Annotated in this window: 13 protein-coding genes; 7 read left to right on the forward strand and 6 right to left on the reverse strand. The window is 68.5% G+C overall.

Annotation, left to right across the window (positions count from 1 at the left end):
* Positions 1-4: 4 nt before the first annotated feature.
* The 3 genes from AMK58_RS00275 to AMK58_RS00285 form a co-directional block, all read right to left on the reverse strand.
* The gene (locus AMK58_RS00275; protein WP_035670438.1) at positions 5-1,369 is read right to left on the reverse strand and encodes a PQQ-dependent sugar dehydrogenase; all 1,365 of its coding nucleotides are present in this window, start codon (positions 1,367-1,369) and stop codon (positions 5-7) included.
* Positions 1,366-1,821: a DUF2231 domain-containing protein gene (locus AMK58_RS00280; RefSeq protein ID WP_035670435.1), complete on the reverse strand. Its 456-nt coding sequence runs from the start codon at positions 1,819-1,821 to the stop codon at positions 1,366-1,368. Before AMK58_RS00280 ends, AMK58_RS00275 begins: the two co-directional genes overlap by 4 nt.
* Positions 1,822-1,941: 120 nt before the next feature.
* Positions 1,942-2,631, reverse strand: coding sequence for a response regulator transcription factor (locus AMK58_RS00285; RefSeq protein ID WP_035670429.1), 690 nt, complete (start codon positions 2,629-2,631; stop codon positions 1,942-1,944).
* A 264-nt stretch (positions 2,632-2,895) separates the two neighbouring features.
* Between AMK58_RS00285 and ribA the strand changes: the two genes are divergently transcribed.
* From ribA to AMK58_RS00300, 3 genes are all read left to right on the forward strand, one after another.
* On the forward strand, positions 2,896-4,053 hold the full coding sequence (ribA, locus tag AMK58_RS00290) for a GTP cyclohydrolase II (RefSeq protein WP_175424473.1): 1,158 nt from the start codon (positions 2,896-2,898) through the stop codon (positions 4,051-4,053).
* A gap of 165 nt (positions 4,054-4,218) precedes the next feature.
* Complete coding sequence (locus tag AMK58_RS00295; protein ID WP_059398464.1) at positions 4,219-5,187, forward strand: RodZ family helix-turn-helix domain-containing protein; 969 nt, start codon at positions 4,219-4,221, stop codon at positions 5,185-5,187.
* Positions 5,188-5,237: 50 nt separating this feature from the next.
* Positions 5,238-5,759 (forward strand): L,D-transpeptidase family protein, encoded by a 522-nt coding sequence (locus AMK58_RS00300; RefSeq protein ID WP_035670408.1) that lies wholly within the window; start codon positions 5,238-5,240, stop codon positions 5,757-5,759.
* Between the two features lie 6 nt (positions 5,760-5,765).
* Here the strand turns inward: AMK58_RS00300 and AMK58_RS00305 are convergent, their stop codons facing one another.
* Positions 5,766-6,473 carry a YggS family pyridoxal phosphate-dependent enzyme gene (locus AMK58_RS00305; RefSeq protein WP_035670406.1) on the reverse strand — a complete coding sequence of 236 codons (708 nt, stop codon included), beginning with the start codon at positions 6,471-6,473 and terminating at the stop codon, positions 5,766-5,768.
* A gap of 112 nt (positions 6,474-6,585) precedes the next feature.
* Here AMK58_RS00305 and AMK58_RS00310 point away from each other — a divergent pair, with 112 nt between their 5' ends.
* Positions 6,586-7,158: a hypothetical protein gene (locus AMK58_RS00310; protein ID WP_059398465.1), complete on the forward strand. Its 573-nt coding sequence runs from the start codon at positions 6,586-6,588 to the stop codon at positions 7,156-7,158.
* A 73-nt stretch (positions 7,159-7,231) separates the two neighbouring features.
* On the opposite strand, the gene AMK58_RS00315 is transcribed toward AMK58_RS00310, so the two are convergent.
* A complete protein-coding gene (locus tag AMK58_RS00315) occupies positions 7,232-8,389 on the reverse strand; it encodes a porin (protein ID WP_035670401.1) in 1,158 nt (385 codons plus the stop codon).
* Between the two features lie 373 nt (positions 8,390-8,762).
* Complete coding sequence (locus tag AMK58_RS00320) at positions 8,763-9,935, reverse strand: porin (protein ID WP_035670399.1); 1,173 nt, start codon at positions 9,933-9,935, stop codon at positions 8,763-8,765.
* Positions 9,936-10,278: 343 nt separating this feature from the next.
* Between AMK58_RS00320 and AMK58_RS00325 the strand changes: the two genes are divergently transcribed.
* The 3 genes from AMK58_RS00325 (at position 10,279) to lptE (ending at position 14,038) form a co-directional block, all read left to right on the forward strand.
* Positions 10,279-10,818, forward strand: coding sequence for a DUF3576 domain-containing protein (locus AMK58_RS00325; protein WP_059399019.1), 540 nt, complete (start codon positions 10,279-10,281; stop codon positions 10,816-10,818).
* A gap of 111 nt (positions 10,819-10,929) precedes the next feature.
* The gene (leuS, locus tag AMK58_RS00330; RefSeq protein WP_035670364.1) at positions 10,930-13,500 is read left to right on the forward strand and encodes a leucine--tRNA ligase; all 2,571 of its coding nucleotides are present in this window, start codon (positions 10,930-10,932) and stop codon (positions 13,498-13,500) included.
* Positions 13,487-14,038: an LPS assembly lipoprotein LptE gene (gene lptE, locus AMK58_RS00335; RefSeq protein WP_035670362.1), complete on the forward strand. Its 552-nt coding sequence runs from the start codon at positions 13,487-13,489 to the stop codon at positions 14,036-14,038. Before leuS ends, lptE begins: the two co-directional genes overlap by 14 nt.
* Positions 14,039-14,062: the final 24 nt, after the last annotated feature.

The following is a 14,062-nucleotide window of genomic DNA, read 5'->3' on the forward strand; positions in this document are numbered from 1 at the left end:
CGTTTCAGTTGGACGATCCGTTCCCATCGGTCGTCGCGCTGCCCAGATCCGCCGGTCCTTCCGCGCTGGGCGAGCGATCCGTCACCGCGACGCGCCAGACGGTGTTCGACAGGTCGTCGGCGACGATCAGCGCGCCCTTCGGATCCACCGTGACGCCGACCGGCCGGCCGTAGGTGTGGCCGTCCTCACCCATGAAGCCGGTCACCACCTCGATCGGATCGCCGGAGGGGGCGCCGTCGCGGAAGGGGACGAAGATCACCTTGTAGCCGCTGGGCACGCTGCGGTTCCAACTGCCATGCTCGCCGACAAACACGCCGTCGGCGAAGCGCTCGCCCATCACCGGCGAGGAGAAAGCCACGCCGAGCGCCGCGACGTGCGAGCCCAGGCTGTAGTCCGGCTTGATCGCCGCGGCGACCATCTCCGGCTTCTGCGGCTGGGCGCGCGGATCGACATTCTGCCCCCAGTAGCTGTAGGGCCAGCCGTAGAAGGCACCCTCGCGGACCGAGGTCAGGTAGTCGGGGACGAGGTTGGGGCCGAGTTCGTCGCGCTCGTTGACCACCGCCCACAGCGTGCCGGTCCCCGGCTGGATGGCCAGCGCTGTGGGGTTGCGCAGGCCCGTGGCGTAGGGCCGGTGCGCGCCGGTCTGCGCATCGATCTCCCAGACCATCGCGCGGTCGGCCTCGGCGGGCATCCCGCGTTCGGTGATGTTGCTGTTGGAGCCGATGCCGACATAGAGGAACCGCCCGTCCGGGCTGGCGGCCAGCGACTTGGTCCAGTGATGGTTGATGTAGGAGGGCAGGTCGGTGACCTTCTCCGGCGGCCCCTCGGCGCGGGTCTGGCCCTCTCGGTAGGGGAAGCGCACCAGCGCGTCCTGGTTCGCGACGTAGATCTGGCCGTTCACGAAGGCCAGCCCGTAGGGCGCGTTCAGCTGGTCGGCGAAGACCGTGCGTTCCTCGTACCGGCCGTCGCCGTCGGCGTCGCGCAGCAGGGTGATGCGGTTGCCGCTGGGGACCGAGGTCGTTCCCTTGGACTTGATGACGCCCGCGATGATGTCCTTGGGCCGCAGCGGCGGGGCCGAGCCGCCCCGGCCTTCGGCGACCAGGATGTCGCCGTTCGGAAGGACCAGCGTCTGGCGCGGGATGCCGAGGTCGGTGGCGATCGCCGTGACGGTGAAGCCCTCCGGCACGGTCGGCTTCCGATCCCCCCAATTGGCGGGCTTGGCGATCTTCATGCTGGGCAGCAGGCCGCGCTGCTGCTCCGGCAGCGGCGGGTTGGCGCCATAGACCGGCTGCGATGGGGTGCTGCTGTCGTCGCAGGCGGTCAGCAGGGCGACGAGCGCGGCGGCAGCCAACAGGCTGGAACGGTTCATCGCGGGTCTCCCATGCGGTGGCCCACATGCCGGTCCATGCGGAAGCTGGCGAATCCGAACCAGGTCGCCAGGACGGCGGTCACGGTGACGGCCGCCGACAGGATCAGGCCCTCCGGCATGGTTCCCCAGGCGTCCCTTGCGTGCACGAAGGCGTTGACGAGGCCAAGCGCGACGGTGATGAACAGCAGGACGAAGTAGGCGAGCCCGCGACCGCGGCGCCGGCCGGCGCGGAACAGGTCGATGAAGGCCCAGAGGAGCGCGACGCCGGCGAAAACCATGCCGCCGGCGATCAGCCAGGCGGCGAAGTTGCTCCACTGGATCTCGAAGCTCCTGGAATAGGCGATGTCGCAGAGCAGGCCCCCCAGGAACAGCGGGAGGGAGGCGGCGAGCAGCACCGCGTGCAAGGGATGGATGGCCCTTGCCGGTCTGCCGTGATCGACGATGGCTACCAAGACGTCATCTCCTTGCCCAACGGGAATCCGTGCCAACGCGGCGCGGAAATCAATCTTTTCAATGGGCAGGGAGAAGGATGGTTCCGCGCCGCCGCCGGCCGGCGGTCGCCTGACCGGGGATCAGGGCACCAGCCGGTAGCCGCCGGGCTCCGTCACCAGGATTTCGGCGTTGGACGGATCCCGCTCGATCTTCTGGCGCAGGCGGTAGACGTGGGTTTCCAGCGTGTGGGTGGTGACCCCGGCGTTGTAGCCCCACACCTCTCCGAGCAGCGTCTCCCGCCCGATCACGGCACCGCCGGCCCGGTACAGGTATTTCAGGATCGCCGTTTCCTTCTCGGTCAGGCGGATCTTGCGGGCGCCGCCGTCCGCCAGAAGCAACTTGCCCGCCGGGCGGAAGCTGTAGGGGCCGATGGCAAAGACGGCATCCTCGCTCTGCTCGTGGACACGGAGCTGGGCGCGCAGCCGTGCCAGCAGGACCCCCATGCGGAAGGGTTTGGTGACATAGTCGCTGGCTCCGGAATCGAGCCCGAGGATGGTGTCGGCGTCGGAGGCCGCCGCGGTCAGCATGATGATCGGGCAGCGCACCCCCTCGCGCCGCAACAGGCGGCAGAGGTCGCGCCCATCCATGTCCGGCAGCCCGACATCGAGCAGGATGGCGGCGAAACCGCCCTCCCGCACCACGGCCAGGGCCGAGGCGCCGTCCCCGGCCTCCACCGTCTCGAATTCCTCCAGAAGCTGGAGCTGTTCGGCGAGAGACTGCCGGAGGGCGGTGTCGTCGTCGATCAGAAGGATGCGTTTCGCAAGCGTCATTCGGGGGCGTTCACCGGTGGCTCCGGGCGCGGAACTTATCATGGCCCGCGGGGGATTGCCCTAGACTTATCGGAAGGGCCTGAGCATGGCGCAACCCGGTTTCGCCCACACCGGCGGCGGTTTGCGCCATCGTTGCGCCGTCGGCAACGGTGTGGCGCGCGGGATTTGCTGGACAGGGGTGCGCCACCTGCGCTTTGCTTCCGGCGCTCTCCGACCCATGTCGGGATTTTCGCCCTTCGGGGCGCAGCACGCGAAGCCTCCGTTATGTACGCCGACGCCCCGTCCGACTCCGCCCCGCCCGAAGCCGTCCTGCCCATGGACGAAGCCGCCATGCGCGCGGTGGACCGGGCCACGGCCGCCCTGCGCCGGGGCGAGGCCGTCGCCATCGAGACCGCCGACGGCAGCGTCGGCGCCGCGGTGTCGGTGGAATCCGTGGCGATCGACGCCGTGCAGCGGCTGGTGCAGTTGACCGGCGCCGCGCCGGTCCTGGCGGTCACCCGCCGCCGCGCCACGGTGCTGAAGCTGATGGGGGAGGGGACGGGCGTCGTCGCCCTGTCGCTTCCCCGCTGCCTGACCGCGGACGAGGCCCACGCGCTGGCCGATCCCGAACACCGCCCGGACGGCGACATGCCCGACGGCCTGACCGCCACGGCCATGGACCCCGGATCGCGCGAGACCGCGGCGGTCGACCTCGCCCGGCTGGCGCGGCTGCTGCCGGCGGCCATCGTCGCCCCGGCCACCGATCACACCGGCAGCGCCGCGGAATGGGCGGCGGAGCACGACCTGCTGCTGGTCCGCGCCCGCGACATCGCCGACTACCGCGTCCATGTCGTGCGTACGCTGCGTCGGGTGGCCGAGGCCCGCGTCCCGCTGTCCGGCGCCGAGAACACCAGCATCGCCGCCTTCCGTCCCATCGACGGCGGGCCGGAGCATCTGGCGATCATCGTCGGCAACCCGGTGGCGGGCGAGCCGGTGCTGGCCCGCCTGCATTCGGAATGCTTCACCGGCGACCTTCTGGGCAGCTTGCGCTGCGACTGCGGTCAGCAGCTGCGCGGCGCCATCGCGGAGATCGCCCGGCACGGCAGCGGAGTCCTGCTCTATCTGGCGCAGGAAGGGCGGGGGATCGGCCTCGTCAACAAGCTGCGCGCCTACCGCATTCAGGACCGCGGCTTCGACACGGTGGACGCCAACGAGATCCTGGGTTTCGAGGCCGACGAGCGGGTCTATCTGCCGGCGGCGGAGATGCTGCGGCAACTGGGCTTCACCGCCGTGCGGCTGATGACCAACAACCCGGAGAAGCTGCGCCAGCTCGCCCGCTGCGGGATCGAGGTGGTCGAGCGCGTTCCCCACATCTTCCCGGCCAACGGCCACAACGAAGGCTATCTGCGCACCAAGGCGGAGCGCAGCGGCCACATGTTCTGAGAATCGATTCTTCAGGAGGCAGGAAACGCCCCTTGCCCGGCAGCTCTTGCCGGGTCGCGGGTCGCATCCGAACCCGAAGGCGCCCGATGGGACGGGATTTCAGCCCAAGGGACTGGCACACCAGTTGCTTAGGACAGGGCTGGACACCGCGACGGGAGACCGCCCATGGCCATCGACGCCACCACCATCGACGCAGCCGCCGCTTCGCGGCCGGTGCAGCGCGAGCGGTCGCCGGCCCAAGCGACGCCCCCCTTGACGGCCATGGAAAGCCGGGACAGCCCCGACCGGTACGAGGCCGAGGCCGAGATGTCCTTTGGCGACTTCCTGGACATCATCAACCCGCTTCAGCACATCCCCCTCGTCAACACCATCTATCGCGAGATCACCGGCGACACGATCAAGCCGTCGTCCAAGGTCATCGGCGGCATCCTGTTCGGCGGCCCGCTGGGCGGCATGGCGTCCATCGCCAACGCGGTGGTGGAACAGGCCCAGGGCAAGGACATCGGCGGGCAGATCATGGCCTCGCTCGGCTTCGACGGGGACGCCGCCGCCGGCCATCCGCCCGCCGGCACCTCCGGAGCCACCGCGGTCGCCGCCCTGCCGGACTCCGCCGCCGGCACCTCGGCGCCGGCTGCGGCCGCCGCGGCGCCGGCCGCCCAGCCGGTCCGCACCGTCACGGCGGAGTTGCCGGACGCCAAGCGGTCCGCAGAGTCATCGCGTGGGATGGGGACGGCGGTGACCGGGTCCGGGCGTGACGGCCTTGCGGACTCCGCCACGCCGCACCCCTCGCGCATGCCGGCGCGCGATACCCCGCTGGCGAACAGCCTGATGGCCAGATACGCCGCCGCCAAGCCACATTCCTCCACCATCGGCTTCGCCGCGACAGCGGCCCCCTCCGGCGCTCGGAAGGCCACGGAAGGCCAAGCGGACACGGCAGCCGGAACCGGGGCTGCGAACGGGCCGACCAACGCGCCGGCACAGGCGAACGTCACCCCGCCGGCGGCCAATAGCAACGCCTTCGCGCCGGTGACACCGGACATGCTGTCTGAGACGATGATGCGCAATCTGGCCAAGTACGAGCAGGGACGGCGGGCCGCGCAGACCCCGGCGCCCAGCCTGCGGGTGTCGGGCTGAGTGCGATGATCCCGGAAACGGATGGGCCGCAAACGGGTGAGGGAAGGGCGATGACGATCACGGTTCGTCTTGCGGACCCGCCGTCCGAAGGCCGCCTCGACTGGCCGGGCGGCTCGTTCCGCTGCGTGCTGGGCCGCGGCGGCATCCGCTCCGACAAGCGGGAAGGCGACGGCGCCACCCCGGTCGGCCGCTTCGCGCTGCGCCGCGTTCTGTGGCGCCCCGACCGGCTGGCGCGGCCCGAGACGGGCCTGCCGGTGTCGCCCATCGCGCCCGACGACGGCTGGTGCGACGACCCCGCCGACCCCGCCTACAACCGCCCGGTCAAGCGCCCCTACGCTGCCAGCCACGAGGAGCTGTGGCGCGACGACCACGTCTACGACGTCATCGTGGTGATGGGGCACAACGACGATCCGGTGGTGCCGGGGCTGGGCAGCGCCGTGTTCATGCATGTGGCGCGGCCCGACGGGGCGCCCACCGCGGGCTGCGTCGCGCTGCCCCTGCCGGACCTTCTGCGGCTTCTCAAGGATTGCGCGCCGGGCACCGTGCTGACCGTGCCGGACCCGGCGGCGTAAAAGGCGCTAACCAGCGGCGGGATAGGGCCGTGCACCGAAGATCGCCGTGCCGACCCGCACATGGGTGGCGCCGAAGCGGACCGCCGTCTCGTAATCGCCGCTCATCCCCATGCTGACCTCGGGCAGGCCGGCGCGCCGCGCCATGTCGGCGAGCAGGGCGAAATGCATCGCCGGCTCCTCGTCCACCGGCGGGATGCACATCAGGCCGCTCACCGGCAGCTTCCAGGTGTCGCGACAGGCGGTCAGGAAGGCGTCCAGCTCCGCCGGGGGAATGCCGGCCTTCTGCGGTTCCTCGCCGGTGTTGACCTCGATCAGGCAGCGCGGGCGGCGCCCGCTGCGCGCCATCTCCTCGGCCAGGGCCTCGGCCAGCTTGGGCCGGTCCACTGTCTGGATCACGTCGAACAGGGCCACCGCGTCCTTGACCTTGTTGGTCTGGAGCGGGCCGATCAGGTGCAGTTCCAAGTCCGGGAAGCGCTCGCGCAGCGCGGGGAACTTCGCCTTGGCCTCCTGCACGCGGTTCTCGCCGAAGACCCGCTGGCCGGCGGCCAGGGCCTCCTCCACCGCCTCGACCGGGTGGGTCTTGGAGACGGCGACCAGAGTCACCGCGCCGGGACCGCGCCCGGCGGCGGCGCAGCCGTCCTGGATGGAGCGGCGGACGGCTTCGAGCCGGGCCGTGACGGTGCCGTCTGGTGTGTCGGTGTGCGAAGCGGACATGCCGGTCCTCCCCCTTCTGCTGGCTCCCTCTGCGGCGCCTGCCTGTACAGGGACCGGAGGGCGTGGTAACGGACGGACCGACGAAACGCAAGCACCCCGAGGAGAACACGGCATGCGTGGTTGGATGCGTCCCCTGATCCTGTCGGCACTGATTCTGGGGGCAGCGCCGTTCACGGCTGGCAGCGCCCTTGCCCAAGGCACCGGGAACCCAAACGCCGGGAGCCAGAATGGCGGCAAGCCTGCCGCCGGCAAGGAAGCGCCGAAGGAGGCTCCCAAGGAAACTCCCAAGGAAACTCCCAAGACGGCGGCGGGGTCGGCCATCGCCCAAGCGTCCTTCGTCGTGCAACCGTTCCCGCTGCAGGACGACGGCACCTACAAGGAGTTCATGGGCGCCGCCGCCGCTGACCTCAACCGACGCTGCACCAAGCAGGAAAATTATGGTTGGGAGTTCAAGAAGGACGACGACGCCCGCCGTGACCAGATCCTTGAATCCACCCTGGGAAGCTTCCGCAAGGCTGGTTGGAAGCTGGGCGAGGTGAAGGTCCGCTCCATCCGCGATCCGGGAACCACAGCCTACACGGCGGAGAAGGCCAAGCAGCGCCTGCTGGCCGTCTGGACCCCGATGGAGAACGCGGCGATCCTGCTGCTTTGCGAGACCGAAGCGGCACCAACGACCAAGAAGTAAGAACCAGAGGCCAAATGAAAACGGCGGCGGATGGGTATCCGCCGCCGTTTTTGTCAGACCTGCCGTAAGGCCATCAGAAAGCCAGACGGGTGTCGATCATGATGATGTGCGCACGGTCGTCCGGGTTGATGCCACCGTTGTCGATCGTCGTCATCTTCGAGTCGAGGTCGAGGTAGCTGTACTCCAGGCCCGTGGTCAGGCCGGGCGCGATGGTGTAGGTCACGCCGGCCTGATACAGCTCGGCCTTGACCGGGGCCACGAAGCCGGTGTTCGGGCTGGTGCCGTTCGAACGCGACTGCGAGTAGTTGGCGGCCAGGATGAACGGGCCGGCGGCGTACTGGGCGCCGACAATCCAGATGTCCTGCTTCTCCTTCACGGTCAGCGACTTGTCGTAGCCGCTGTCGCCGCTGTAGGCATAGCTGCCGCCAATCTTGAAGTCGCCGTAGCCAACGTTCAGGCCGGCATGGACCGAGCTGAGCTTCTCGAAGCGGGTTGCGCCGACGCCGACGCCGTCATCGACCGCATCGCCGAACTGGTAGAAGGCGCTGGCCGCGACGCTGAAGCCGCCGAACTCGTTGGTGTAGGTGGCGCCGGCCTCGACGACGTCCTGGAAGCCCCCGTTGTCCTGGCGGCGGTTGATCGAGGTGTGCGAGTCGCCCGTGCGCGGCGTGTAGGAGACGCCGCCCTGGAAGCCGGCGATGGTCGGGGTCAGGTAGATGACCTTGGTGCCGACGTCGCCCGAGGCGAAGGCGCGGAAGTTGTTGGTGGTGGTCGGCAGCAGCGAGTAGGTCTGCGAACCGGTGAGGAATTCCACCGTGTTGTTGTCCGGGCCGCCGGCGATGCCTTCGACGTTCGGGCCGATGATGCCGAACTCGTCCGACAGGCCGTTGATCGTGCCGGCCTGCAGGGTGCCGAAGCCGCTGTTCACGAAGATGAAGGCGCGGTCGGCGTCCATGGTGCGGACGTTGCCGGTGCCGTTGGCGGCACGCATGCGGACGCGGCCGCCATACTCGAGGCCGTTGTCGGCCGTGGCGACCGGCGTGACGATCACGCGGAAGCGGTTGGCGAACTCCGTGGAGCGGGTGCCTTCGTCACGGTCCTGCTCGACATAGGCGCCCTGGAAGAAAGCGTCGCCGCCGATCTTGACCTCGAACTTGGTCTGGGCGGAAGCCATGCCGCTGCAGGCGATGATCGCGATGGCTGCGCAGCCCGTAACAAGAGAACGCTTCATTGATGGTCCATCCTTCTAGCAGGCTCCCAAGGAGACTGGAGCCGTGCGGTTGTGCTTCCCACCAACTACTAAGCCACCCGTTCCTTTACCCGGCAAGGGCGATTTAACAGGGAAAACGGTTCAACTGTAACACAGTTGCCATTCAGACACAGTCATAAGTATTTGAGAGCAAACGGTTTTTCCCGTATGCCGTAAATATAGCACATTGCTTGATGAGATTTTGAGCGCGGTGACCAAACTTTGCGCACGCAATTGCGCCATGTCGGCGGACGGGAGGCGCACGGCAAAGGCACAACGCTCAGGGGAAAAATGCCCAAAGAAAAAGGGCGGTGGCCGAAGCCACCGCCCTTCTCCATCCACGGATGACCGCAGATTAGAACGCCAGGACCGTACGGAGCAGGACGACGTGACCGTCGTTGTCCAGGTCCGCAGCGGCCGTGCTCAGGTCGCTGTCGGCCTTGAAGTAGTCGTACTGAGCCTGCAGGGTCAGGCCCGGAGCGACGGTGTAGCCCGCGCCGAACTCGTAGACTTCCAGCTTGCGGCTGCCGGCGGTGTAGAGGCTGCCAGCGTCCTTGCCGTTCTTGTAGTTGGCGCCGACGACGATCGGGCCGGCGGTGTACTGAGCGCCGACAACCCAGAGGCGGCTCTTCTCGTTGTCCGAGGTCGCGGTCTGGATCTGGCCCGACTCACCGAAGTCGGTGTACGAACCACCGAGCGAGAAGCCGGCGTAGCCAACCTGGGCGCCAACCTGCCAGGCGTTCAGGTCCTCGACGCTGGCGCCGACCGTGGTCGTGCCGGCGGCGTTGCCCCAGTAGTAGCCAGCGCTCGCCTTCAGAGCGACACCACCGAAGGTGTTGCTGTAGTTGGCGCCGACTTCGACCAGATCCTCGAACGTGGTCGAGAAGCCGCGGCCGGTGGCGGTGACCGGGGTCAGGTCAGCGCGGTTGACCGAGGCGTGCGAGTCGTCGTTGCGCGGGGTGTAGCTGGCGCCCACCTGCAGGCCGGCGAAGCGCGGCGAGAAGTACACGATCTTCGTCGCGTTGTTCTCGACGACCAGCGACTGGTTCAGGATCGAGCCGTTCAGACCGGCGAGGCCGCCGCCGATGTCGGAGGTCTGGCCGATCCAGGCGGTGACGCCGTCATAAATGGCCAGCGGCAGGTAATCCTGCGGGGCCGTGACGTAGGTGGCGTCGTTGAAGGAGTTGGTCACGCCCATCTGGACCTGACCGAACGCGCCCTGCGCGAAGATGTAGCCGCGGTCGGCGTCCATCGTGCGGGCGTTGCCGGCGCCGGAGTTGGCGCGCATACGGATGCGGCCGCCGTACTCCAGGCCGTTGTCGGCCTTGGCGGTCGGGGTCACGATGACGCGGAAGCGGTTGCGGAAGTCAACCGAACGGGCACCCTCGTCGCGGTCTTCGTTGACGTAGCCGCCTTCGAAGTAGGCGTCGCCGCCGACCTTGACTTCAAACTTGGCCTGAGCGTTGGCGGCGCCGGCACCCAGAGCCAGAGCGGCAGCGGCGCAGCCCGCGAGCAGATAACGGTTCATGATTGTTGCCTCCATCCTGGCAGCAGAATTTTCAGCCCGGTTAACGTCCTGGCTGGCTCTGTGGTACGCAGATGCGGGGACGCCAGCAAGCCGGAAATCGAAAAGTTGCAGCAATGAAGGAACAGTGTGTCCGACGGAACACACCTTGATTGTGCACCGCCGTTCAAATTCCGCCGCCCGCGCCGTCCCGTCCGCAGGGCTCCGGCGACGCCCCGGACACAGCAAAGGCACAGGCTGCGCCCCGCATCGGCTGTTGCCGCGGGCGGGCTTTTATGGTCTTTTCACCGGCATCCGCCGCGGTATCGTGCGCGGTACCCCGAATTTATTGATCCAGGTTCCGACCATGCGCCGTTCCCGTGTCCTTCGCCTTGCCCCCGTCGTGCTCGCGGCGTCGCTCGCCGTGGCCGGTTGCTCCAGCTGGGGCGGCCAGACGGAAACCGTCGATGAGCAGATCAAGAAGGAATACAAGTTCGGCAGCCTTCTCGGCACCGACGGCGGCTTCAGCCTGTTCGGCAAGAACAAGCGCAACGGCGCCGAGCAGGGCGATCCCAACGGGATCGGCGTCAACAGCTTCCTGTGGCGCGCCTCGCTGGACACGCTGTCCTTCATGCCGATCGTCTCCGCCGACCCGTTCGGCGGCGTCATCCTGACCGACTGGTACACGCCGCCGGACGCCCCGAACGAGCGCTTCAAGGTCAACCTGTACATCATGGACCGCCAGCTCCGTGCCGACGGCGTGCGGGTGTCGGTCTTCAAGCAGCAGCGCGCCGGGTCGGACTGGCGCGACAGCGCGGTCGGGCCGGAGACGGCGACGACGCTGGAGGACGCGGTGCTGACCCGCGCCCGCCAGATCCGCGTCGCCCAGCAGGCCGCGGCACGCTGAACGGGGGCGCCGGGCGGGGTGGGGCGCGGGCATCGGTCCGCCGCCTGTTGCCCCGCCGTCGGCGCCTTATTTGTCTAGATCCACGAAACTCACGGAACGGCGTCTGCGGTCATGTCGCGTTACAATGTCAAGGAAACCGAAGCGAAGTGGCAGGGCGAGTGGGAGCGGCAGGGCTGCTTCACCGCGCGCGAGGACGCTTCCCGTGAGAAGTACTATGTGCTGGAGATGTTCCCCTACCCGTCGGGGCGCATCCACATGGGGCATGTGCGCAACTACACCATCGGCGACGTGATCGCGCGCTACAAGCGCGCCCGCGGCTTCAACGTGCTGCACCCGATGGGCTGGGACGCCTTCGGCCTGCCGGCGGAGAACGCCGCGCTGGAGAAGAAGACCCACCCGGCCAAATGGACGCGCGAGAACATCGCGGCCATGCGCGGCCAGCTGAAGACGATGGGCCTGTCCATCGACTGGGACCGCGAGATCGCCACCTGCGACGTGGAGTATTACCGCCACGAGCAGAAGATGTTCCTGGATTTCCTCAAGGAAGGCCTGGCCTACCGCAAGGAGTCCTGGGTCAACTGGGATCCGGTCGACAACACGGTCCTCGCCAACGAGCAGGTGATCGACGGCCGCGGCTGGCGCACCGGGGCGCTGGTCGAGAAGCGCAAGCTGTCGCAGTGGTTCCTCAAGATCACCGCCTACGCCGACGAGCTGCTGAAGGGGCTGGACACGCTGGACCGCTGGCCGGAGCGCGTGCGCCTGATGCAGGAGAACTGGATCGGCAAGTCCACCGGCGTGCGTTTCCGCTTCGACCTCGTCGGGCGGACGGACAAGCTGGAGGTCTTCACGACCCGGCCCGACACGCTGTTCGGCGCCTCCTTCGCGGCGATCTCCGCCAACCACCCGCTGGCCGCCGAGCTGGCCGCCGGCAACCCCGCGCTGGCCGAGTTCATCGCCGAGTGCAACCGCCTGGGCACCAGCGAGGAAGCGATCGAGACCGCCGAGAAGCGCGGCTTCGACACCGGGCTGCGGGTGGTGCATCCCTTCGACCCGTCCTGGGAACTGCCGGTCTACGTCGCCAACTTCGTGCTGATGGAATACGGCACGGGCGCCATCTTCGGCTGCCCGGCCCATGACCAGCGCGACCTGGATTTCGCCCGCAAGTACGGCCTGCCGGTCCAGCCGGTGGTCGTTCCGGCGGACGCCGATCCCGCGACCTTCGTGGTCGGCGACGAGGCCTACACCGGCCCCGGCCTGCTGCGCAACTCCCGCTTCCTCGATGGGATGGAGGTCGAGCCGGCCAAGCAGGAGGTCGGCAAGCGGCTGGAGGAGCAGGGGCAGGGCGAGCGCACCACCCAGTACCGCCTGCGCGACTGGGGCGTCTCCCGCCAGCGTTACTGGGGCTGCCCGATCCCGGTCATCCATTGCGAGAGCTGCGGCATCGTTCCCGTGCCGGAGCAGGATCTGCCGGTGGTCCTGCCGGAGGACGTGACCTTCGACAAGCCCGGCAACCCGCTGGACCACCACCCGACCTGGAAGCACACGAGCTGCCCGACCTGCGGCAAGCCGGCGGTGCGCGAGACGGACACCTTCGACACCTTCATCGAGTCGAGCTGGTATTTCGCCCGTTTCTGCTCGCCCAAGGCCGAGGACGTCGCCTTCACGCGTGAGGCGGTGGACTACTGGCTGTCCGTGGACCAGTACATCGGCGGCATCGAGCATGCCGTGCTGCATCTGCTCTACTCCCGCTTCTGGACGCGGGCGATGAAGCAGTGCGGCTACCTGAACGTGGAGGAGCCGTTCGCCGGCCTCTTCACCCAGGGCATGGTGAACCACGAGACCTACAAGGACGCCGGCACCGGCGCCTGGTTGGCCCCGACCGACATCCGCAAGAACGATCTCGGCGACTACATCCGCAACGACAACGACGGCCCGGTGACGGTCGGCCGTGTCGAGAAGATGTCGAAGTCAAAGAAGAACGTGGTGGACCCGGCGCACATCATCGGCACCTACGGCGCCGACGCCGCCCGCCTGTTCATGCTGTCCGACAGCCCGCCGGAACGCGACCTGGAATGGACCGAGGCCGGTATCGACGGCGCTTGGCGCTACATCAACCGCCTGTGGCGGATGGTGACGGAATCGCCGGTCGCTCTGCCGCCCGCCGGTGCGCCGAAGCCGGACGCCCTCGGCGCCAAGGCGGAGACAACCCGCCGTCAGGTCCACAAGGCCATCGCCGGCATCTCGGAAGACCTGGAGAAGTTCCGCTTCAACAAGGCGGTGGCCCGCGTGCGCGAGCTGTCCAACGCGCTCGCCGAGCTGGACGGCACGGGCGAGGGCGAGGCCTGGGTGCTCCGCGAGGGCTTCGAGGCCACCGTGCGCCTGATCGCCCCGATGATGCCCCATCTGGCCGAAGAGCTGTGGGCGCAGCTCGGCCACGCCACGCTGCTGGTCAACCAGCCCTGGCCGCAGGCCGACGCCGGCCTGGTGGTCGAGGACTCGGTCACCATGGCGGTGCAGGTCAACGGCAAGCTGCGCGCCACGCTGGAGCTGCCCCGCGACATGGCGAAGGACGCCGCGGAGCAGGCCGCCCTGGCCGATCCCAACGTCCATCGCGCCCTGGAGGGCAAGCCGGTGCGCAAGGTCATCGTCGTCCCGAACCGGGTGATCAATGTCGTCGTCTGACCTTCATACCGGCAGCAAAGCCGGCGTCCGGCGGCGGAGGCTTCTGGCCCTCGCCCTGGTCGCGCCGGCCGTGCTTGCCACGGCGGCCTGCGGTTTCCAGCCCATGTATGGAAACCTCGGGGCGAACAGCATCGGCAGCGCCGAGCTTCAGCAGGTCGAGATCAACGGCATCAAGGATCGTTACGGCCAAAAGCTGCGCAACCTGCTGATCGATCGTTTCTACGCCGACGGCCGCCCCGCCGCCCCGCGCTACCGGCTGGAGACCGCGCTGACCGCGTCGGAGCAGAAGCTGTCCCTTCAGAAGGACGCGACCGCCACCCGTGCCCAGCTCGTCGTGAACGCGCCCTACCAGCTCATCGACGCGGCGACGGGTGCGATCCTGTTCCAGGCCAACGCGCGCTCCTACATCAGCTACAACGTGCTGGAGCAGCAGTACGGCGCCCTGGCCACGGTCGAAAACGCCTACGACCGCGCGCTCCTGGAAATCTCCAACGAGATCACCACCCGCGTGGCCGCCCAGCTCGGCCGCAAGCCCTGATCCGCACAGGACAACCGGAGGCCG

Origin of the sequence: Azospirillum brasilense (assembly GCF_001315015.1) — a bacterium.
In the GTDB taxonomy this organism is placed as follows: domain Bacteria; phylum Pseudomonadota; class Alphaproteobacteria; order Azospirillales; family Azospirillaceae; genus Azospirillum; species Azospirillum brasilense.